This window comes from Lysinibacillus sphaericus OT4b.31 (assembly GCF_000392615.1).
Lineage (GTDB): Bacteria > Bacillota > Bacilli > Bacillales_A > Planococcaceae > Lysinibacillus > Lysinibacillus sphaericus_B.
Genome location: NZ_KB933398.1, coordinates 3431381 through 3452372 on the forward strand (window position 1 = coordinate 3431381; position 20992 = coordinate 3452372).

Annotated in this window: 24 protein-coding genes; 3 read left to right on the top strand and 21 right to left on the bottom strand. The window is 38.8% G+C overall.

What is annotated here, in order from left to right:
- Nucleotides 1–69: 69 nt before the first annotated feature.
- Genes H131_RS15785 through H131_RS15805 form a run of 5 tightly spaced genes read right to left on the bottom strand, consistent with a single transcriptional unit; the run spans nt 70 to nt 4295 of the window.
- Nucleotides 70–915: an ABC transporter ATP-binding protein gene (locus tag H131_RS15785; RefSeq protein ID WP_036130589.1), complete on the bottom strand. Its 846-nt coding sequence runs from the start codon at nt 913–915 to the stop codon at nt 70–72.
- Entirely contained in the window at nt 912–1913 is a 1002-nt protein-coding gene (locus tag H131_RS15790) for a FecCD family ABC transporter permease (RefSeq protein ID WP_036130593.1), read from the bottom strand. The genes H131_RS15785 and H131_RS15790 overlap by 4 nt, the downstream gene beginning before the upstream one ends.
- A 14-nt stretch (nt 1914–1927) precedes the next feature.
- Nucleotides 1928–3067, bottom strand: coding sequence for an ABC transporter substrate-binding protein (locus tag H131_RS15795; RefSeq protein WP_036130597.1), 1140 nt, complete (start codon nt 3065–3067; stop codon nt 1928–1930).
- Nucleotides 3064–3666 carry a hypothetical protein gene (locus H131_RS15800; RefSeq protein WP_036130599.1) on the bottom strand — a complete coding sequence of 201 codons (603 nt, stop codon included), beginning with the start codon at nt 3664–3666 and terminating at the stop codon, nt 3064–3066. The genes H131_RS15795 and H131_RS15800 overlap by 4 nt, the downstream gene beginning before the upstream one ends.
- A 2-nt stretch (nt 3667–3668) precedes the next feature.
- Nucleotides 3669–4295, bottom strand: coding sequence for a hypothetical protein (locus H131_RS15805; RefSeq protein WP_036130601.1), 627 nt, complete (start codon nt 4293–4295; stop codon nt 3669–3671).
- 230 nt (nt 4296–4525) lie between these two features.
- Between H131_RS15805 and H131_RS15810 the strand changes: the two genes are divergently transcribed.
- Nucleotides 4526–5158, top strand: a complete 633-nt coding sequence (locus H131_RS15810) for a hypothetical protein (RefSeq protein ID WP_036130604.1) — start codon at nt 4526–4528, stop codon at nt 5156–5158.
- Nucleotides 5158–5766, top strand: a complete 609-nt coding sequence (locus H131_RS15815; RefSeq protein WP_036131599.1) for a hypothetical protein — start codon at nt 5158–5160, stop codon at nt 5764–5766. Before H131_RS15810 ends, H131_RS15815 begins: the two co-directional genes overlap by 1 nt.
- Before the next feature lie 161 nt (nt 5767–5927).
- Here the strand turns inward: H131_RS15815 and H131_RS15820 are convergent, their stop codons facing one another.
- From H131_RS15820 to H131_RS15870, 11 genes are all read right to left on the bottom strand, one after another.
- Complete coding sequence (locus H131_RS15820; RefSeq protein ID WP_010860148.1) at nt 5928–6440, bottom strand: GNAT family N-acetyltransferase; 513 nt, start codon at nt 6438–6440, stop codon at nt 5928–5930.
- 17 nt (nt 6441–6457) lie between these two features.
- Nucleotides 6458–7165, bottom strand: a complete 708-nt coding sequence (locus H131_RS15825; protein ID WP_036130607.1) for an amino acid ABC transporter permease — start codon at nt 7163–7165, stop codon at nt 6458–6460.
- Nucleotides 7166–7177: 12 nt separating this feature from the next.
- On the bottom strand, nt 7178–7882 hold the full coding sequence (locus tag H131_RS15830) for an amino acid ABC transporter permease (RefSeq protein WP_010860150.1): 705 nt from the start codon (nt 7880–7882) through the stop codon (nt 7178–7180).
- A gap of 26 nt (nt 7883–7908) precedes the next feature.
- A complete protein-coding gene (locus H131_RS15835) occupies nt 7909–8733 on the bottom strand; it encodes a transporter substrate-binding domain-containing protein (RefSeq protein ID WP_010860151.1) in 825 nt (274 codons plus the stop codon).
- A gap of 18 nt (nt 8734–8751) precedes the next feature.
- Complete coding sequence (locus H131_RS15840) at nt 8752–9030, bottom strand: glutaredoxin family protein (protein WP_010860152.1); 279 nt, start codon at nt 9028–9030, stop codon at nt 8752–8754.
- 14 nt (nt 9031–9044) lie between these two features.
- The gene (locus tag H131_RS15845; protein WP_010860153.1) at nt 9045–10058 is read right to left on the bottom strand and encodes an LLM class flavin-dependent oxidoreductase; all 1014 of its coding nucleotides are present in this window, start codon (nt 10056–10058) and stop codon (nt 9045–9047) included.
- Between the two features lie 46 nt (nt 10059–10104).
- The gene (locus H131_RS15850; RefSeq protein WP_036130611.1) at nt 10105–11433 is read right to left on the bottom strand and encodes an LLM class flavin-dependent oxidoreductase; all 1329 of its coding nucleotides are present in this window, start codon (nt 11431–11433) and stop codon (nt 10105–10107) included.
- Nucleotides 11434–11632: 199 nt separating this feature from the next.
- On the bottom strand, nt 11633–12529 hold the full coding sequence (locus tag H131_RS15855; RefSeq protein ID WP_010860155.1) for a LysR family transcriptional regulator: 897 nt from the start codon (nt 12527–12529) through the stop codon (nt 11633–11635).
- Nucleotides 12530–13018: 489 nt separating this feature from the next.
- Nucleotides 13019–13984, bottom strand: a complete 966-nt coding sequence (gene argF / locus H131_RS15860; protein ID WP_010860156.1) for an ornithine carbamoyltransferase — start codon at nt 13982–13984, stop codon at nt 13019–13021.
- 297 nt (nt 13985–14281) lie between these two features.
- A complete protein-coding gene (locus tag H131_RS15865) occupies nt 14282–15370 on the bottom strand; it encodes a M42 family metallopeptidase (protein ID WP_010860157.1) in 1089 nt (362 codons plus the stop codon).
- 108 nt (nt 15371–15478) lie between these two features.
- Nucleotides 15479–15964 (bottom strand): dUTP diphosphatase, encoded by a 486-nt coding sequence (locus H131_RS15870; protein ID WP_010860158.1) that lies wholly within the window; start codon nt 15962–15964, stop codon nt 15479–15481.
- A 103-nt stretch (nt 15965–16067) separates the two neighbouring features.
- On the opposite strand from H131_RS15870, the gene H131_RS15875 reads away from it, so the two are divergent.
- Complete coding sequence (locus H131_RS15875) at nt 16068–16463, top strand: hypothetical protein (protein WP_036130616.1); 396 nt, start codon at nt 16068–16070, stop codon at nt 16461–16463.
- Between the two features lie 183 nt (nt 16464–16646).
- On the opposite strand, the gene H131_RS15880 is transcribed toward H131_RS15875, so the two are convergent.
- The 5 genes from H131_RS15880 to thrS form a co-directional block, all read right to left on the bottom strand.
- On the bottom strand, nt 16647–16919 hold the full coding sequence (locus tag H131_RS15880; RefSeq protein ID WP_010860159.1) for a DUF1294 domain-containing protein: 273 nt from the start codon (nt 16917–16919) through the stop codon (nt 16647–16649).
- 247 nt (nt 16920–17166) lie between these two features.
- Nucleotides 17167–17526, bottom strand: coding sequence for a 50S ribosomal protein L20 (gene rplT, locus H131_RS15885; protein ID WP_010860160.1), 360 nt, complete (start codon nt 17524–17526; stop codon nt 17167–17169).
- 58 nt (nt 17527–17584) lie between these two features.
- Nucleotides 17585–17785 (bottom strand): 50S ribosomal protein L35, encoded by a 201-nt coding sequence (gene rpmI / locus H131_RS15890; protein WP_010860161.1) that lies wholly within the window; start codon nt 17783–17785, stop codon nt 17585–17587.
- Nucleotides 17786–17816: 31 nt separating this feature from the next.
- Entirely contained in the window at nt 17817–18320 is a 504-nt protein-coding gene (gene infC, locus H131_RS15895; RefSeq protein ID WP_010860162.1) for a translation initiation factor IF-3, read from the bottom strand.
- A gap of 428 nt (nt 18321–18748) precedes the next feature.
- Complete coding sequence (gene thrS, locus H131_RS15900) at nt 18749–20683, bottom strand: threonine--tRNA ligase (RefSeq protein WP_036130622.1); 1935 nt, start codon at nt 20681–20683, stop codon at nt 18749–18751.
- Nucleotides 20684–20992 lie beyond the last annotated feature (309 nt).

Below are 20992 nucleotides of genomic sequence, written 5' to 3' on the forward strand. Positions count from 1 at the left end.
ATGCTATTTTTTACCCTATAGGAAGGCGCACATTATTGTTTGAAGGACTTTTTAGACAGCCCCACCTTTTTATTGAAAATCATTAAAACGGCAATTACTAAAATCACGTTCTGTGCCTAGTGCGCGAGGTACCATTGTTTCAACGAGATAATCCTCTTCCTCATAAATAATTTTCTTCAGCTCAATGCCGAAAAACTCCTTCATCTGGGATTCCGTCATCACTTCTTGTACATTACCATAAACAATGCCCTTTTCTTTCGCTGTCATCATTACCTTGTCAGCAAGGTAAAATGCATGATTCGGATAATGCGTATTAATGATGCACGAAATACCGCGTTCCTGTGACAATTGCTTAATGGTTTGCAAAATCACAATTTGCTTTTGTATATCCAAATGTGATTCTGGCTCATCTAAAATTAATACCTCCGGATCAGACACAAGTGTACGTGCAATCAAAGCCAACTGGAGTTCACCCCCACTAACTTCATTGCATGATTTCTTCGCAAGATGCAAAATACCAATCGTATCAAGTGCTACATGTGCTGCTGCCATATCCTTCGCTGATGGCTGGGCCAGTGTACTAATGTAAGGTGCACGCCCCATGACAACAAGCTCCTCCACCGAAAAGCCGAATACCATTTTATGTGCTTGTGGCACATAGCCAATACGCTTCCATAGTTCTTTTCGTTCCAGTGAAGCAAGAGGTTTCCCATCAATCAATGTCTTTCCTTTTTTCCAATCAAGAAGCCCTGTAATACATTTCAACATCGTTGTTTTTCCTGCACCATTTGGTCCAAGAATAGCCATTATCTCACCAGGCGCTAGGGTGAAATTTATATCCCTTGCGTATAATTGAGGAAATTTTTTGCGGCGTTTTTCATAATAATAATTACCATCCACTACTTCTATTTTCATCCCCAGCCACCTCCTGAACGGCGTAATAAGTATGCGAAGAACGGTGCCCCGATAATCGCTGTCAGTATAGACAACGGAATTTCTGTTGCTGTTAATGAGCGGGCTAAATCATCAATAATCAATAAATAGACACTTCCAATCGCAACAGACACAGGCAAAACATATTGATTGTTATTGCCAACAAGCATACGTGCGACATGCGGGATAATTAAACCGACCCAACCAACAATACCTGCGACAGCGACAGATGCTGCAGTAATAAGTGTCGCACCAAAAATTACTACCCATTTTAAACGTGCCACTGGAATCCCCATTGATTTTGCCTCATCCTCTGGCAATGTTAAAATATTCAAACGCCAGCGAAGTAAATATAATAGTAGAATACCAATTAAAATAAGTGGACCACCAATATATAAATCTTGATACGTCGCTGTTCCCAGACTTCCCATAAGCCAATATGTAATCGCTGGTAACTTTTCTTCCGGATCCGCCATAAATTTTGTTAGGGAAATCAACGCATTAAAGAGCGCGGATGTTACAACACCAGCTAATACGAACATAAAAATAGGTGCATTTTTCTTTGCACCAGCTACTAGAAATGTAAAGCCAATTGCCCCTAGCCCAAAAATCAAGGCCATTACTTGCGCTGTGAAATTTTGCCCAAATAATAAAATCCCTAGTGATGCCCCAAAACCAGCCCCCGCCGAAACACCTAAAATATCAGGTGATACAAGGGGATTACCAAACATGCCTTGAAAACCTGCACCCGCAATTGCTAATCCTCCGCCAATCAGAAGGGCAAGTAAAATACGAGGTAACCGAATATTCATAACGACCGTTTCTTCCATTTGTGTCCAAGTTTGTTCTATCGGGAACACTTGCGAAGTAAGGATTTTTAAAATATGCTCAAGCCCTACCTCGAAACGGCCAACGCCAAGAGAAACGATTGCTACCACAATGGGCAGCAACCATAACAATGCAACTTTCCATTTCTTCATCTAACCATCAGTCCTTAATATTTCGCCGCGTCAGAAGAAGGATTTAATACCGAATGAATTTCTTCGTCTGTTACGTCAAATTCATAAAAATCTTTATAGTACGTTTTTATTTCATCTTCAATCTTATAGTCAAATAGTGTTGGGTGGTTTTTTTGTGCCATCCATTTTAACATTAACGGTGCATCACCACTTGGTGGGAACCAGCGATATATGCCCAGTGGAATCTTATACACTTTACCGTCTTGTACAGCTTTAACTTCACTCCAGTCCTGGCCATTCACCTTATTTTCAAGTAAATCTACAGGCTGAGTCTCTGTAAAGTTTGTTATGTAAATAATATCTGGGTTCCATGCGTAAATTTGCTCCATATTTACTTCTTTTTTTCCTTGTATATCATTTTCAGCGACGTCCACCGCTCCTGTTGCATTCAACCATTGATTGCCAAAGAAGTTTTTCCCGCCAACTGTGATTGATTTATCATTATGCATAAACAAAATGAGCGCACGTGGCTTGTCCTGTGTTACGACGTCTTTTAATTTTGCATCGAGCTTTTCCTGTACTTTTTTGCCTTCTTCTAAGAAACGGTCAGCACGCTCGGTTGTTCCTGCCATTTGACTTGTTAATGTAAGCCAGCTATTGAATGTTGCCAATGGTTCAGCGGCCGCAGCATCAATCGCTTTTACAGCGACAACGGGAATACCTGCTTCTGTTATTTTGTTAATAGAATTCTCATCTGTGGCAATTTCTACGTATAATTGCGGATTTACTTTCATTAATTCTTCAACATTCACTTCACCATTTTGGATGAAAGATGTTTCAGCCTTTAAAACATCTGGTGAAATTTTCGCTAAAATTGAGTTTTGCGCTGCATTGTAGGAGTTGGGATGCATGCCTACAATCTCTTTTGTAGAATTTGTCGCTACATACCAAGTAGAAAAGTAAGGCAAAATTCCGCCAGTAACCACACGTTCGATTGTGCCCGGCACAGTTACTTCTCTTCCAAGTTGGTCTGTCACAATTTTCTCTTCAGCTGTTGTTTGTACTTCAGATGTTGATGATTCTGCTGGTTGTTTCGTCACTATTTCTTCTTTATCGCCGCAAGCAGCCAACATTGCGGTTAAAGCTAATGTTGCTAAAAACCCATATTTCTTCATTGTCCTTCTTCCTCTCTTAGCCATTTTGCTATACCGTGTAAAAACGGTCTTGATTGATCGATAAATCCAAGTCCGATATGAAACATCGGGTCAAGTGTCGTTACGACTAATTCACCGTTAAAACTTACGTTGTCTACATAAAACAGGGAACGTCCATCAGGAATATCGAGTAATGACTGGGCTCCATCTGGTGCTAGAAATGAACCGTGATAATGCCATTTCATATCACGAAGTGCTACGTATTTAAACAAAGGGTGTGTCTTGTTTTGTTCTTCCATTGGTAGGTCACCACCATCTTGAACCCACCAACTAAAATTCACTTCCGAATCCACCCAATCTATTGTAGGGAACCAATTGTCTAACACCTCGCCAAAAATAATTAGCCTCTTGCCCGATTCAATAAACGATAAAAATTGTGACTGATAGCGCTTTAAATGTGGAATATCTAAACGGCACGATAAAATCAGCGTGTCGTAATTTGCTAAATCATAACGATGTAGTTCACGAATATGCAAAATATCATCATACAAATACTTAAATTCTTCCTCCGCAAAAAAGCGATTTTGAAATGGTAGTCCATTCGTTACTATACCGATCATTGTCATTCCTCCCCTTTCGCTTTATTACGCTTATATTCCTGTCGTATGAATGCAAGCATTTGCACACTTAATTTGCTCGATGTATTATCCTCATCAATAAAGACCCGATAAATATCCGTCCCTGCACCTGCCAAAATTGTGCCATTTGTTGAATCATGGTCGACATAGATAATCACTGCTCCGCTTTGATCGGTTATAAGTACCTCGCCATGCAATGGGATGTTTTCAAAATATCCACGTGAAAAGAAACCGCGTACACCTTTCCGATAGTTAATGTCATACGCATCAATGTCTGCGAATATTGGATGCATAGGTTCTGTAATGATAATTTCGCGATCCTTCAACGGAATCGGGGAACGTTTCCAATTAGGCACACCTGTTAACCAAGGTAATGATGTCTCCGTTAACGAGAAAATTACCCCACCCTGTTTTAAATACTGATCGAGCAATATTTTTTGTTCTAGCAAAAATTGTTCCTCTACTAAATTGGTAATAATTAACCCAGCATATGCACGTAAATCCGCATACGGTAAATCGTATAAATATAAAAATGTCAATCCGCGTCGTCGATCCTCAGCTGACAGCCTTGCAAATTGAATATCAATGCCAACATAAGCAATTGGTTTCAAAACATCCCCTACTTTCTTTATGTAAAGTTATTGAAAATGATTATCATTTACAGTAAAATATATATCACAGTATATTGATAATGATTATCATTGTCAATGTAATCTCTATATTCCCAATAAATTCAAGGCATATTTTTGACATAAATAATATTTATAGTGCATCCACAATATTTTTTTAATATTATTTATCACTGAACGAATACCTATTATTTTTACAAGGAGGAAATAGGATGAGCATGCCATTTACAATGCTAAAGCTAGACCCAGGAAACGCTTTTGGTGTTAATGGTCGTATGCAGAAAGATACAGGGAGCGAAGCAAGAATCGTAGAACAATACGATTTTGCACAGAAGGATTTAAACGAGATAGATGTGCTTATTATTCCAAACTTTATTGATCAGGAATTTTTATTTACGCAACGGGAAAAAATAACTAGCTTTTTAGCACAGAAAAAAATCGTTGTGTACTGTGGTCATTTATTCCGTGAGTGGTTACCAGGTTGTGGACCATTCATGCCACAACTTATCCGTAATTTTAAAGATTATGAAGTATTTCCAACTGCACAATCCACTATTTTCGAAGGTGTAACAACGGCAGATATGACGTTTAAAAAAGGAGTTGCGGGCTTCTTCGCACGCGGTTATCACCATGCACCAGCAAACGCAGAAATTTTACTAACATTTGCGAATAATAAGCCTGTTACATATGTGGACCGTTCTTCAACTAACGGCACAATTTTAGTTCATGCAGGACGTGATTTACTCGGTTATGCTGACGAAAACAAAACGACCGACCGCATTCGCCCGCAGTTTTTAGCATGGCTCGAATCGGAAGTACAAGCTTTAAAGGAGGAAGGAGAATGATGAGAAAAATCGGTGTTATTTACAGTGGCAATGAATCCCATTATCGGACATTCTACGAACCAAAATTCAATCAATATATTACAAAACTAATTTATCATCCGGATTTTTTTGCAACAGACATCGAAGACCTAGACGTACTCATCGTGCCATCACAACTAAACTACAAACTCTTACTTGCTAGTGTGACAAAAATTCATGCATTTGCCGAGAACGGAGGCATTATTGTCGCTTTCGGACCACAGCCATGGAATTGGCTACCGTCACAGAGGTGGGAGGAACGTCCGACAAATTTCTGGTGGTGGCTAGAAAAAGATGCTTCAAGTGGCTTAGTCCTACAAAACCCAGCACATCCATTATTTAATGACTATTTAACATTAGCTGACTGTACTTGGCATCAACACGGTGTTTTTTGGCCGCCTGAGCACTCGGATATTTTAATTTCAACAGAAGATGGTGCTGCTGTCATGTACGTAGATACTCATTCAACCTGCGGAACGTGGATTATTTCAACGCTTGATCCAGACTTCCATTTTGGCTCTTACTTCATGCCAGCAACAGAACGGTTCTTTGAAGGCTTCTTCCCTTACTTAGCATACGGGACCATATAAGTGACGAACGATACTCAAGTTTGTCTCAAATCGCTATTACACTTAAACAAATCATGATTTCCTATCGTAGCGACCAGCTATCACATGCGTTCGGTCAAGCTCCTCCAAATTTAGACATTGAAAACCCGCTGACAACGACCCTCTCAGCGGGTTTCTGTTTCTTACAAATCATAACGGAAGCTTTTCACTATTTTATCACCTTTATTAAAATCCTTTGACACATCACGTACAAAGCCCATGGATAAATAAAGTTCAATGGCAACTTGCATTATATCACCAGAATGTAAATACAATACCTGATCTTGTCGACTACGTGCAAAGGCAAAACTTTCGTGCAATAATTTTTTTGCGATGCCCTGCCCCCTACCATTTGGATGCACGCCTAATAAGCGTACAATAGTAGACTCAATGCCTAGTTCTGGAAGTCCGTATGCTTTCTCCGAATTTGTAAATAATTGCAGTCCACCTAAAATTTCATTACTACGCTTTGCTACTAAAATGGTCTCCGCATCAGGATTACCAACCGATGTCCGAATATCACTTAAATACTGTGCCCAATCCTCTGGTTTATCATATTCTTTTTCATACTGTGCATAACTCTCCACCAGCACCTCTAAGTACCGTGTATGATCTTCCTTGCGCAAATGTTCAATAACAATTTCAGCTACTGCCATATACAACGCTTCCTTTTCTAAATGCTGCCCTTACTATAAGCAGTCACTCTTTTTTCAATACGGTGTGCAATCCATTCCATAACTGCTGACACACCCCAGTAAATTAATCCCACTGCAATAAATGCCTCTAAAAATTTTAAATTAACGGATGCCACGATATTGGCTACTCCCGTTAACTCCTTTATCGAAACGAAAAATGCTAATGACGTCGCATGTAAAAAACCAATAAAAACATTCGTAAAGTTTGGAATCGACTGACTAAAAGCTTGTGGCAATATAAAACGTCGCATAGCCTGCGAAAAAGTTAAACCTACAGCATATGCCGCTTCAAGTTGCCCCTTTGGTACAGCTAAAATACCCGAACGTATAATCTCTGAGGCATACGCTCCAGCGCTTAATGTCAGTGCAAATAACACGAAAAATAAAATAGGAATGGCATTTGCATCGACATTGATTTTCAAGGCTTGCGCGACAGCATCCACTACAATTGGTAGCCCAAAATAAATCAGCATAATATGCATAATAATTGGTGTGCCTCTGAAAAAGGACACATAAAAATTTAATATTGGCGCGAGAATTTTTATATTTTGAATCCGTACAAAGGCTATCACTATGCCTATTAAAATGCCCAAAACTACAGGTGTAAACGTCATGAACAAGGTTAACGGCAGCACTTTACAAATTTCCTGTAAAGCCTCAAAAATAAAAGAAATGTCAATTGTCAAAGTCAAATCCCCCTAGTTCGTCGCTACTTCTTTCTGCATATAGCGATTGAGATAGCGTTCATTACTATTTAATATCTTTTCTAGTAATAAAACGATGATATAGTACACGATGGAGAGTGCCAAATAGATTTCTAGTGCCCGAGTCGTGGAGGCAATAAGCGTTTCTCCACGTCCCACCATATCCATAACCCCAATCGAGAAGGCAAGTGAGGTATCTTTCAATGAACTAATCATTGTGTTGGCCATATTCGGAAAAGCTACACGAATCGCCTGTGGTAGCACAATACGTATAAAAGTTTGCGAACGGCTTAAGCCAACTGAATAGGCTGCTTCTATTTGACCGCGATCAACCGTTAATATAGCTGCTCTAAAAATTTCTGCAAATGCTGCTGCGTTGCTGCATGTATACGTAATAATGACAAAATAAATGGCATCCATCCTTGTCACATCGATGTGAAGGATTTGTAATAGTGCTGGTATGCCATAAAACACTAAAAACAACTGCACCAGTATCGGCGTCCCTCGAATATACGATATATAAATCGATGCAAACTGCTTCAAAACAGGTATGTGAAGCAGTTTCGGTATAGCGATTACTAGACCGAACAGCATCCCAAAAAGAATCGAAAAGATTAATATTTCAAGTGTTATGGGCAAATACCGAAGCAATGTCGGTAGTACGTTCGCTATTAGCATGAAGTCGAAATCATTCGCCATCCTTCCTTCACCCTTTCCTGTTTTGCTTAGAAATCGACTGAGTAATCGTCACCTAACCATTTTTTACTTAACTTACTTATAACTCCATCCGCCTTTAACTCTCTAATGGCTTCGTCAATACGCTCCTGTAATGGCACCGCGTCTTTATTAAGTAAGAAATAAACTTTGGAATTTAATAATGCGTCACCTACGACTTTTTGTTGGGCTTCATTGTTTTCGTTATAGTACCTTACCGCAAATGGCGTTGTAATGATCGCATCGATACGACCACTTGCAATTTGGTTATTGACATCTGCTGAACTAGACGAATAAACAATATTTACACCTAAATCATGCTCTTTATTGTATTTTTCAAGAAAGACAGCCGAGTTACTCGTCGCTGAAACATTGACACTTTTTCCTTTTAAATCATCAATGGATTGGATTTCACCGTTTTTCTCATTTACCGTTACCTTTAATGGAAATACATTATAAGGCTCCTTGTTGAATAAGAACTTCTTCTCTCGCTCACTATTGACTTCCATTTGATGTGCGATAAAATCAATTTTTCTTGTTTCTAAACTTAGTAGTAAATTAGAAAATTCCATTGTTTTAAATTCAATTTCATATTCTGGTAGTTTTTCATCAATAGCACGAACAAGCTCGACATCATAACCTGTTAAGTTTCCTTTATTATCTAAGAAACATATATTTGGAAATTGCGTCCCAGTACCCACAATTATTTTTTGAACATCTTTTCCCTCTTGTGCTGACTCATTTTTAATCGCACCTCCTTGTATCTCCTCGGCACTTGTACAAGCTGTTAAAAGGAAGGTAAGCACTATTGTTAAATAAAGCGATAATTTTTTCATACAATTCCTCTTTTCGTGTCAGATATGCAAAGCCACACTATCTTCAAGCGCTGCCTTTAAATGCTCTAGCCCTATTTCCGTTACAGCTTTGTATACACCATTTTTACTTGAGCCAATTTCTACTATCGGCACATAGCGTACACCGTATTTCGTCTCAAGAATGTCTCGAAACGCATCATTATGTGTCACATCTACTGTTTGATAAGGAATCTCTTTCTCTTGTAAGTACGTTTTTACTTCCTCACAATAACTACAACCTTGTTTTGACCACACTACTACATTTATCTTTTTTACCATGTTCATAGCCCCCTTTAGCTTACTGCTTCCTGTTGTTGTAAATGTAAATTCACTGGACTTAACAGCTCAAATGACCGTTCACGCTCTAATGCCTTCAATACGGGCGTATGCAGAATAAATTCATCAATCTGATATTGCGCATGATAGGCATCTAATTGTTCTTTTATTTCTTCAGGGGTACCGTATAAAATATCTGCATCATACTGTTTGACAGTGAAGGACTCTCCTGATTCTTGCCCAAATTTTTCAGCTAGCTCCACAGAATTCAATGTTAAGCTTCGACCACTGGCTAAATGCACCTTCGTTATTTTTTGCTCGCCTACTAAATCTTTCGCTTCCTCTTTTGTGGGTGCAGCAAGAGCAGCTACGGCGACAGCAAAATGGCCTTTAGGATAATGCATGCGATATGCCTCTGATGCTTCTTTTAACACATCGTGATCACTATTTATAAAACGCGCAAAGACAAAGGCAATGCCTAATTTCCCTGCTAGTGTGGCACTTTGTGGACTCGCACCAAGTAAAAATAGCCCAGGTTTCACCTTTGGAATAGGCGTTGCCTGTATACCATGCAATTCATGTTCTGCTGGTACTGCATCATCAAGTAATTGTTGTAAAAATGATAGGCGTTCCTCAAAATCTTGCCCTGTATTAATCGTGCCATATTGCAGAGCCTTTGTAGAAAGTGGCAAACCACCGGGTGCTTTTCCAATACCTAGATCTACGCGCCCTGGCTCCAACGATGCGAGCACATGAAAATTTTCTGCAACTTTAAATGGGCTATAGTGCTGTAACATGACGCCACCTGAACCAATATTAATGGATTTTGTCTTTGCCAGTAGATAAGATACTAAAACTTCCGGTGATGTCCCAGCTAATGTATTCGTATTATGATGCTCTGACACCCAAAAACGGCTATAGCCTAACTGCTCTGCTTTTTGTGCTAATGCCACTGTGTTTTGTAAAGTTCGTTCGTTTGTTGCGTCCCCAATAATAGGGCTTTGATCTAGTATGCCTAACGAGTAACTCATACATTGCCTCCTTAATTTCTTTTATTCAAATAAATTTACTAGGTTTTTAGACAGACTGTTTGATATAACGGCTTTCTTTAAATGGTAAACCTAAATTACCACGTAATGTATCCGCCTCGTATTCCTCTTTATAAAGCCCACGTTCCTGTAAAATCGGTACAACTTTGTCAACAAAATCATCAAGTGCTCCTGGAACTGTAACACCTATAATAAAGCCATCCGCCGCTTCTTTTTCAAACCATTCTTGCACTAAATTTGCAATATGCTGAGCTGTACCAAAGAAGGCAGTTTTAGGTGTTGCTTCTCGTAAAGCCACTTGGCGTAGTGTTAGCCCCTCTTCCCTTGCATACTTTTTAATATAGTCTGTCGTGCTTCGGAAACTATTTGCGCCAATATCGCCAAGCTCAGGGAACGGCGCATCAACATCATACTGTGTAAAATCATGATGATCGAAATAGCGACCAAGATAAGCCAGTGCACGTTCAATAGAAACAAGCGCAACGATCTCCTGGTACTTTGCCTCTGCCTCCTCAATTGTGTCGCCAATTATCGGTGATATTCCAGGGAAAATCTTTACCTCCTCAGGGTTACGCCCAAATGCTTTAACCTCTGCCTTGACCTTTTTATAAAATTTCTGTGACTCTTCTATCGACGCACCATGCGTGAATATTGCATCTGCATCCTTTGCCGCTAAACGAATACCTGCATCTGATGAACCTGCTTGAAAAATTACAGGCTGACCTTGTCGAGAACGTGCAATATTTAACGGTCCTTGTACAGAGAAATACTGTCCTTTATGGTTCAATGTATGGAGTTTTTCTCTGTCAAAAAATACATCGTTTTCAACATCTGCCACAAAAGCATTGTCATCCCATGAATCCCAAAGCCCTTTTACTACTTCTAAATACTCCTCTGCAATTTGGTAGCGTTCTGCATGGCTTGGATGTTGCTCAATGGTCTTATTGTAATTTAAAGCTGTGCTCTCAAGTGGTGTCGTTACTACATTCCAGCCTGCGCGACCACCACTAATATGGTCGAGCGATGCAAACTGACGCGCCACTGTAAAGGGCTCACTATAAGACGTTGAAACTGTTCCGACTAAGCCAATATTTTTTGTTGCTACGGCCAATGCCGATAATATTGTCAGTGGCTCAAAGCGGTTTAAAAAATGTGGAATCGACTTTTCATTTATAAATACACCATCTGCGATAAAAGCAACATCAAATTTTCCCTGTTCCGCTTTCTGCGCTTGTTGTGTGTAAAATGATAAGCTTACACTTTGATTGCTCGCTACCTTTGGATGACGCCAACCTGAAATATTTCCGCCCACACCATGAATTATTGCACCAAATCGAATTTTATCCTGTCTCACCATCATTTTCTCCTCCACATTTTCTTATTTTTACTAAACAAAGTGGTTAAGTATGTTTTTAGTTAAAAAATAATATTTCACTTATGATGCGCTCTAAACATTCATAAATAAAATAGGATTGAGGATGATATTACAGTTCATTTACCCTTTATGCAATAGGTCGCTTAATAGAAAAAATTTTAATTCTCAATAAAATATTTTATCAATCAGGCCTTTCTTGTTCTTGAAATTGCACAGCCGTTTCTAGCATTGTATCCCAAAATGCTGGTGCAAGTGTTTTCTTATTTCTATATGTCAAAAAAATATGCTGGTTCATATCGAGTAAATGTTTGACATCAATTTCTATAAATTCACCACTTGCAAGCTCATTTCTCACACATAAATGTGGCAAAAAACTCAGGTATTCTTTCGTGTGAATTAATGCTTTGGCTATTTCTAAATGATCTGTACGCACTTCAATATTGGCTGTAACGCCTTCTACCTCAAACATTTTGTGCACATAATTCCAATCAAACGCACCACACTCAAAAAACACCATTTTCTGCTTTGCAAGCTCCTTCGCTTTAACAAGTGAATTTCCGCTACAAGGATGATCTCGATGCATGACCAATTTAACAGCATTACTCAGCAAGAACTCATTATTAATGCCATCCTTATGCACGTATTGAATAAACCCTATATCAATTTGGTGACTTTGTAATTTTTCTAAAATCACACTTGTTGTACCAGTTATTATTTGAAAGCGCATGTGTGGAAAACTTTTTTTCCATTTAGGCAATGCGTACGCTAAAAAATATTGAGCCGTCACAAGATTTGTGCCTATGCATATTTCGTCCGATTGCTGTGTTTCTTTTAAATGCTTCTTTCCTTGCTGAAACGTTTGCACAATCTGTGTCGCAAATGGTAAGAAATCCTTCCCCTTATCCGATAAGATGACGCTTCGTCCATCCCGGTGAAATAACTCAACATTTAAGTCTCGCTCCAATGATTTAATACGCGCCGTCACTGTTGGCTGTGACAAAAACAATGCATGAGCAGCTTTATGAATGCTCTTGTAATGCACAACATATAAAAACGCTTCGATATGGTCAATATTCAACTGTAGCCCTCCTAAAATTACTTATTTATCCTATTATATAGATTCCCACCTTTATTCTCTATAAAAGATTGGAAAACTAGGTATTTAAATTCTTAATTAGCTCGTCTCTTTTGTGATTTTGATGAACTAGCTCTTGCTAACTCTGAACGGTGAATTTGAAAAACACAAGGATGCAATTTAAACCGTTTGTTAAATTAAGACAAAAAAAGTAACCTAGCGTCTCCCAGGTTACTTTCTCTATGTAACGATGAGGCCATCCATCTTGACAACTTACATCGCGTGCGACACACATCCCTCTGTCTGCTTGTCGCTGTTATTTATTCAAATTGCCACCCTCTGTTGCCAACTTGAACTCTAAATATATCAGCACTTCTCAACCCGAGAAGCATATGTCAACCATTCAACCAAAATGATACAAAGACTGCCTTTTTTGAGGCATATAAACCGTTTTACTGTTGAGCACCTATCTGATTCGCCACAGAAGTTTATTTATCCTAAAATTGATGCAAGCACTGCCTTCTGTGCATGTAGTCTATTTTCTGCTTGCTCAAAGATGTAAGAATTAGGGCCATCTATAACTGATGTTGCCACTTCTTCTTCACGGTGCGCTGGTAAGCAGTGGAGGAACATATAATCAGGTTTCGCATGGACAACAAGCTCGTCATTGATTTGGTAAGCAGCAAAATCTTGTAGACGTTTGGTAGCTTCTTCTTCTTGCCCCATAGATGTCCAAACATCTGCGTAAACAGCGTCAGCATCGTTCACCGCTTCTACTGGATCATTCGTAATAGTAATCGTACTGCCATTTGCTGCTGCGATAGCTTGTGCTTGTGCGATAACCTCTGTATCACATTCATAGCCAACTGGCGTTGCAACTGCTACGTGCATTCCTACGTGTGCAGAAGCGACTACTAATGAGTGCGCCACGTTGTTGCCATCTCCAACATATGCAATTTTAAGTCCTTTTAGTTCACCTTTATTTTCTGCAATTGTTTCTAAATCCGCTAATGCCTGGCATGGGTGATAAATATCTGTTAATCCATTTATAACTGGAATGGCAGCATGCTCTGCAAGTTCTTTTACCATGGCATGTGAGTTTGCACGGATCATAATCCCATCTAAGTAACCTGATAGCACATGTGCTGTATCATAAATTGACTCTCCGCGACCAATTTGTAAATCACGTGCATGCATAAACATACCTTTACCACCCAATTGATTCATGCCAACCTCGAATGAAATACGTGTACGTGTTGAATGTTTTTCGAATATCATACCGAGTGTTTTTCCTTCTAATAGCTTCGGACATTTACCTTCTTTTGTAATAATTTTCAGTTGAGTTGATAGTTCAATTAATCCCTGAACTTCTTCACTTGTATAGTCTAACAAAGTCAGTAGGTCTTTTCCTTTTAAGCTAGACACTAACTTTAACTGTACTTCTTCTAATAGTTTCATAGCCTTCGCTCCTTGCTTTTATTGCTGTTGAATTTAGTATACACATGCATAAATATAAAATCAACTGAATTTTTATGTTTATTTTCAAAACTTAGAATTTAATTGTGGATTGTGTCAGGAATTCGTCAATTCGAATATTTATGCATTATTAACTTTTTTTATTGTACAAATAATTGCTGCAAAAAGTGAATTCTAACTTTTCCACTTGAGAAATGGTAAAGGACAGGACCTTGCTTATGTAGTTTAAAAAGTATAGCCAATTAAAAAGAGCCTGCCCAAGGGCAAGCTCGAATCATCTTAGTCAAATGTAATTTTGTTCACTGCATCACGGTCTAATTTTTTAATCACTTCAACCATAAGTTTTACCGCGTTATCGTAGTCATCACGGTGTAAAATACCCGCATGTGAGTGGATATAGCGTGTGGCAATACCAATTGATAGTGCAGGTACACCATTTGCAGTCAAGTGAATAGAGCCAGCATCTGTACCGCCGCCTGCCATCGCCTCAAATTGATATGGAATATTGTTATCGTCTGCCACGTCTAAAACAAATTCACGTAGGCCACGATGTGATACCATCGAGGCATCGTAGACAACGATTTGCGGGCCAGCACCCATTTTACTGTTTGACTCTTTTGGCGTTACTCCTGGTGTATCTCCAGCTACACCAACATCGACAGCAAAGCCGATATCGGGCTGAATTTTATGCGTTGCTGTTTTCGCACCACGAAGGCCAACTTCCTCTTGTACGTTCCCTACAGAATACAGGATATTTGGATGCTTTTCATCCTTTAATGCTTTCATAACATCAATTGCAATGGCACAGCCGATACGGTTATCCCATGCTTTAGCTAATAAATACTTGTCGTTTTTCATGACATTAAATTCGAAATATGGTGTCACCATATCACCAGGACGTACGCCCCATTCCAGTACCTCTTCTTTTGAAGCTGCACCAACATCGATAAACATATCTTTAATGTCTACTACTTTGTTACGTACATCTGCTGGTAAAATATGAGGCGGTTTAGAACCGATTACCCCGATGATTTCTTCACCTTTGCGCGTTGTAATGGTTACACGCTGGGCAAGCATAACTTGGCTCCACCAGCCACCTACAGTTTGGAATTTAATGAAGCCTTTGTCGTCAATTTGAGTCACCATGAAACCTACTTCATCTAAATGACCTGCGACAACAATTTTAGGACCATTTTCATCGCCCACTTTTTTAGCAATCACACTTCCTAAATTATCTGTTTCTACTGAATCTGCGTACGGTGCGATATATTTTTTCATGACCTCACGAGGTGCACGCTCATTACCTGCAATACCATTCGCATCCGTTAAATCTTTGAACATTTGCAAAGTTGAATCTAGTTGTGTCATCCTTTTGCCTCCTACATCTTATATCTCCTCTATTATACTTCGTTTACCGAAATATTCCTAGCAAATCGTCTGAAAATTGACGATTTTTTTACTTCTTAGAAATTGAAATTAATAGCCATTACGTTGGCGATTATAATTTTCTTCATTTTTTTCAATGTAGGCAGACACAACATCTTCAAAAGTAAAGCCTAGATTATACGCAAGCAATCCATAACATTGCCATATCGCTAAATATTTATCCTCGGTTGGCTGACCAATAAACGCTAAAATATAGTCTTGTGTCATTAAGAAGGTCTCTGTCAAATCTCGTTTTTCCTCTATCACTGGCCACTTTTCGATAGTCGTATAGCCTTTTAATAAACCAAGCGACAATATAAAGTGAATCGAATCCACATATTCCTCTAAAATGACGTCACGTGCGGATGGTCCTTTTGTACTCCAAAACTTAAAGCAACGTGTTTCATTAGCAAGTTCTGCCAGTTCGACCATTAATGCTAATCCTTTTTCCTTAAATACATCGTGTTCAACTTTTTGTGTTTTCTCAATAAATTCATCTAGTTCTTTTTGCATTATAAACAATTGTTGTAAATTCATTTTTTTTCTCCTAAATTCCTAAAAATATTTATAAATAGTGAAACTAATTGTCCCCCCTAATCGTATAGGAAGGAATAACCTTTATTCAAGGGGGAAATTAAAAATGTTACCGTTACTTATTCGACTTGCTGTCATTGCGCTTATTATTTATGTATTTTATAAAGCGATACGTTATATAACTGATCCTAAGCGAAAACTTGATGAAGCCTATGAAAAAGGCCAGTACTACTTTTATGATGACGTCAAAAATGTAAGAAAAAATTTCTTTATTTCTTTTAAGGGTGCACTTTTTGAAGGCGAAAAATACTTAGGCACGACCGAAGATGCATTTGAGGTTGTGACGATTTTCGTTGGTGCTCGAGACGCTGCGACACTGCAAGGGTTTACTAAAAGTGACTTCACGTACCTCCAGCAGGAAATCTTAATGAATTATCCAAACGCCAAAATTAACTGGAAGCAACCCATTGAACAGCTTATGCGCGACACATCCTCTTCATGAGGGTGTGTTTTTATGTCTAACGAATGACTTTTTGTGATTTATCGAGTACATTTTTTGATTTATCACCTAACTTTTTTAATTTATCACCCAACTTTTTTGATTTATCACCTAACTATTTAAATTTATCGCCCAACTTTCCAAATTTATCGATGCCATCATCATGACAATAAAAAAGGACGCCCTCTAGAGAGCGCTCCCCCATAATTGCACGACGATAAAAATTTGAATAGCTGCAAGTAGTGGGAAACCGAAAGCAAAGCTATTGTGGCGCGTTTTGTGACGGAATAAATACATTCCTAGTACGCCTCCAACTGCACCACCAGCGATGGCTAATGTAAATAATGTACGCTCTGCAATGCGCCATTCATGCTTTTTCGCTTTTGATTTATCCATGCCCATCATAATAAGCAGTACCACTGAAACTATTGCCATATAGGCAAGTAATGCTTGTGCCATGAGAAACTCCTTTTGGTGGTTTACCTAACATACCCTTTGCAATATGTAGTTTCACCTGTTTTCTATTCTATCTATTTGTTGAAAATTCAATTGCTACAAGTTGAAGCAAAAATGCCTTTTCTCTTTCTATTTTTTTACTAGTGTAACATAAAAAAAGACTGATGGAAAAATCCATCAATCTTTACGATACTTATTTATTCACACCATTCTACGACTGTCGCAGAAGTAATTTTGACTATGTCAAAAATTATTTAGCAACTGCTTGTTTAGCAGCGTCTGCTAATTGAGTGAATGCTGCTGCATCAGTTACAGCTAGATCAGCTAACATTTTACGGTTAACTTCGATACCAGCAACTTTTAATCCGTGCATTAAACGGCTGTATGAAAGACCATTCATGCGAGCAGCTGCGTTGATACGAGTGATCCATAATTTACGGAAATCACGTTTTTTCTGACGACGGTCACGGTATGCATATTGACCTGATTTCATTACTGCTTGGTTAGCAACTTTATATAATGTATGTTTTGAACCATAGTAACCTTTAGCTAATTTCAATACTTTTTTACGACGTTTGCGCGTCACTGTTCCGCCTTTTACGCGTGGCATATGAATTACCTCCTGCTTTTCATTTAAAAATGAATATTAGTTTATTTTGTGTAGTTAATCATTTCATGTAAACAAGTAATGATTTGATGCGTTTGAAGTCACCAGATGATACTACGTTTGCTTTACGTAGGTGACGTTTTTGTTTCGTAGATTTGTTTGCGAATAAGTGGCTTCCATAAGCACGGTCATATTTTAATTTACCTGTACCCGTTTTTTTGAAACGTTTCGCAGCTCCACGGTGAGTTTTCATTTTTGGCATGTCGAATTCCTCCTAAACTGTTCGTCTAATATTATTTCTCGTTCTTTGGTTGAAGAACTAAGAACATGCTTCGGCCTTCCATCTTCGGTTTTTGTTCAACCGTCGATACTTCAGCACAAGCTTCAGCAAAACGATCTAACACACGTTGACCAATATCTTTATGTGTAATCGCACGACCTTTAAAACGTAGGCTACATTTTACTTTATCACCTTTTTCAAGGAATTTAACGGCATTACGTAGCTTCGTTTGAAAATCATGTTCATCGATAGTTGGGCTCAAACGAACTTCTTTCATCACGATGACTTTTTGATTTTTACGAATTTCACGGTCTTTCTTTTGCTGTTCAAACTTAAATTTACCATAGTCCATGATACGAGCGACTGGCGGCTTGGCTTGAGGGGCCACAAGGACAAGATCCAAGTTTACACGAGCGGCGATTTCTAGCGCTTCATTACGTGTCTTTACACCAAGCTGGTCACCATTGTGATCGATTAATCGAAGTTCACGTGCGCGAATGCCTTCGTTTACATACATGTCTTTGCTAATAGTAATCCACCTCCAAGTAATTGTCGCGAATACATGGTTTGGGCAAAGCCTTGCCCGGTTGAACGGTACATCCTCTCGTCATGTCCATAAAAAAAGGACGGACATTTTTGAAGATGTCCGCCCGCTATATGTGCATGCGCAAGTTTACGCAAAACAATTCAACGTGTCATACCTGTTCACAGCCTAAGCGTTGTATCAGGTGAGAAGCGGGCAGCCTCTACTTCAACCACAAACTTTGTATTCATTAACCTTCATTATATTAGCATGTACTTAACAAGCTGTCAAATAATTATTTTCATTTTGCTCATTTACAATTAGTATAACCTATTAATTTATATTCTATACCTAAAAATATTATATTACCTATAAAAACCTCACTCACCGTTCAACGGGAGGGAGGTTTTTATCTGATTTTATTAGAAGCGTGCTACTTCTGCTTTAATGTTCGCTAGGAAATCCTCAAAGCTAATTGTTTCTGAATCTTTTGAGCCGTAGCGACGAACGTTTACGCCTTTTGCTTCTACTTCTTTATCCCCTATCACAAGCATGTATGGGATTTTTTTCATTTGTGCTTCACGGATTTTATAGCCAAGTTTTTCTTCGCGATCATCCATCTCTACACGTAAGCCTGCAGCTGTTAATTGCTCTTCAATTTGTTTTGCATAGTCGAAGTGCGCTTCGTTTGATACAGGAATCACTTCTACTTGCACTGGTGCTAACCAAGTTGGGAATGCACCTTTGTATTCTTCGATTAAGAAAGCAACAAAACGTTCCATTGTTGACACTACACCACGGTGAATAACAACTGGACGATGCGGTTTACCATCTTCACCAACGTAAGTTAAGTCAAAACGTTCAGGTAATAGGAAGTCCAACTGAACAGTTGATAAAGTTTCTTCTTTTCCGATAGCTGTTTTTACTTGTACGTCAAGTTTTGGACCGTAGAATGCAGCTTCACCCTCAGCTTCGAAGTAGTCTAAGCCAAGTTCATCCATTGCTTCTTTTAACATACTTTGTGCTTTTTCCCACATTGCATCATCATCAAAGTATTTCTCTGTATCTGCTGGATCACGATAAGATAAACGGAACGAGTAATCTTTTAAATCGAAGTCTTTATATACTTCAAGGATTAACTGCACTACTTTTTGGAATTCTACTTTAATTTGGTCTGGACGAACAAAGATATGCGCATCATTTAACGTCATGCCTCGTACACGTTGTAGCCCTGAAACTGCACCTGACATTTCATAACGGTGCATTGTACCAAGTTCTGCAATACGTAATGGTAAATTACGGTATGAGTGCATGCTGTTTTTGTATACCATCATATGGTGCGGGCAATTCATTGGACGCATGATTAATGTTTCGTTGTCCATTTCCATTGGTGGGAAAATTGAATCTTGGTAATGGTCCCAGTGGCCTGAAGTTTGATAAAGCTCTTTTGAACCAAGGACTGGTGTGTACACATGTTTGTATCCAAGAGATAATTCTTTATCCACAATATATCGTTCGATAACACGGCGGATTGTTGCACCATTTGGTAACCACAGTGGTAAACCTTGCCCTACTTTTTGAGAAGTTGTAAACAGCTCTAATTCTTTACCGATTTTACGATGGTCACGTTCTTTTGCTTCTTCAAGCATTTGCAAATGATGTTTTAGCTCTTCTTTTTTAAAGAAAGCCGTACCGTAAATACGTTGCAGCATTTTGTTATCAGAGTTTCCTCGCCAGTAAGCACCAGCTAATGAAAGAAGTTTGAATTCACGTAGTTTACCCGTTGATGGTACGTGAATACCGCGACAAAGGTCGAAAAATTCACCTTGGTAGTAAATAGATACTTGCTCGTCAGCTGGGATAGCCTCAAGAAGTTCTAATTTGTATTCATCATCAATTTCAGTGAAGATTGCTTGAGCTTCATCACGAGAAACGTTTTTACGCTCTACTTCAATATTTTCAGCGATAATTTTTTTCATTTCTTTTTCAATTGTTGGTAGGTCTTCAGCAGTAATTGGTGTTGGTGCATCAATATCGTAGTAGAATCCACCTTCAATTACTGGACCGATGCCAAGCTTTACATCTGGGAATAGACGTTTAATTGCTTGTGCAGTTAAGTGAGCTGTTGAGTGACGAAGAATTTCTAATGCTTCCTGGTCATCTTGTGTAATGATGGCAATCGTTGCATCCTCTTCGATTGGTGTTTTCAAGTCAAGTAATTCACCATTTACTTTACCGGCATAAGCTTTTTTACGAAGTCCTGGGCTAATAGATGCTGCTACGTCGTCAGTCGATGTGCCTTTTGCATATTCCTTTACAGCGCCATCTGGAAACGTTAATTTAATCATGTCTGACATATTGTTTGCACTCCTTATTGTTTTTTTGTTTTGATGCATAATGATGTAGGGTGGAGCAACTTTATTCACTAATTGAGCAAATAATAAACCATAAAAAAACAAAAAAGCCCCGTCCCTAATGAAAGGGACGAAGCGTGTGCTCGTGGTTCCACCCTTCTTCCTTCCGACCATAAAGTCAGACGAAGCTCAAGGCTAGCTAACGGGCTAGGGACCGGCGAAAGATATTCCCTCTCGCTGCTCAGTAGGTAGTAAATAACGTGTTCACACTAGGAAGCTTACAGCCAATGACTCCCCTCTCTTTAAGCTGAT

Coding starts and splice junctions, on each gene's coding strand:
- H131_RS15865 (WP_010860157.1), bottom strand. CDS start 15,370: ATGACACAACTAGATTCAACTTTGCAAATGTTCAAAGATTTAACGGAT.
- H131_RS15800 (WP_036130599.1), bottom strand. CDS start 3,666: ATGATCGGTATAGTAACGAATGGACTACCATTTCAAAATCGCTTTTTT.
- H131_RS15785 (WP_036130589.1), bottom strand. CDS start 915: ATGAAAATAGAAGTAGTGGATGGTAATTATTATTATGAAAAACGCCGC.
- H131_RS15815 (WP_036131599.1), top strand. CDS start 5,158: ATGAGAAAAATCGGTGTTATTTACAGTGGCAATGAATCCCATTATCGG.
- H131_RS15820 (WP_010860148.1), bottom strand. CDS start 6,440: ATGGCAGTAGCTGAAATTGTTATTGAACATTTGCGCAAGGAAGATCAT.
- rpmI (WP_010860161.1), bottom strand. CDS start 17,785: ATGCCAAAAATGAAAACTCACCGTGGAGCTGCGAAACGTTTCAAAAAA.
- thrS (WP_036130622.1), bottom strand. CDS start 20,683: ATGTCAGACATGATTAAATTAACGTTTCCAGATGGCGCTGTAAAGGAA.
- H131_RS15880 (WP_010860159.1), bottom strand. CDS start 16,919: ATGGCACAAGCATTACTTGCCTATATGGCAATAGTTTCAGTGGTACTG.
- H131_RS15810 (WP_036130604.1), top strand. CDS start 4,526: ATGAGCATGCCATTTACAATGCTAAAGCTAGACCCAGGAAACGCTTTT.
- infC (WP_010860162.1), bottom strand. CDS start 18,320: ATGTATGTAAACGAAGGCATTCGCGCACGTGAACTTCGATTAATCGAT.
- argF (WP_010860156.1), bottom strand. CDS start 13,984: ATGAAACTATTAGAAGAAGTACAGTTAAAGTTAGTGTCTAGCTTAAAA.
- H131_RS15835 (WP_010860151.1), bottom strand. CDS start 8,733: ATGAAAAAATTATCGCTTTATTTAACAATAGTGCTTACCTTCCTTTTA.
- H131_RS15795 (WP_036130597.1), bottom strand. CDS start 3,067: ATGAAGAAATATGGGTTTTTAGCAACATTAGCTTTAACCGCAATGTTG.
- H131_RS15845 (WP_010860153.1), bottom strand. CDS start 10,058: ATGAGTTACTCGTTAGGCATACTAGATCAAAGCCCTATTATTGGGGAC.
- H131_RS15790 (WP_036130593.1), bottom strand. CDS start 1,913: ATGAAGAAATGGAAAGTTGCATTGTTATGGTTGCTGCCCATTGTGGTA.
- H131_RS15875 (WP_036130616.1), top strand. CDS start 16,068: ATGTTACCGTTACTTATTCGACTTGCTGTCATTGCGCTTATTATTTAT.
- H131_RS15870 (WP_010860158.1), bottom strand. CDS start 15,964: ATGAATTTACAACAATTGTTTATAATGCAAAAAGAACTAGATGAATTT.
- rplT (WP_010860160.1), bottom strand. CDS start 17,526: ATGCCACGCGTAAAAGGCGGAACAGTGACGCGCAAACGTCGTAAAAAA.
- H131_RS15840 (WP_010860152.1), bottom strand. CDS start 9,030: ATGGTAAAAAAGATAAATGTAGTAGTGTGGTCAAAACAAGGTTGTAGT.
- H131_RS15850 (WP_036130611.1), bottom strand. CDS start 11,433: ATGGTGAGACAGGATAAAATTCGATTTGGTGCAATAATTCATGGTGTG.
- H131_RS15830 (WP_010860150.1), bottom strand. CDS start 7,882: ATGGCGAATGATTTCGACTTCATGCTAATAGCGAACGTACTACCGACA.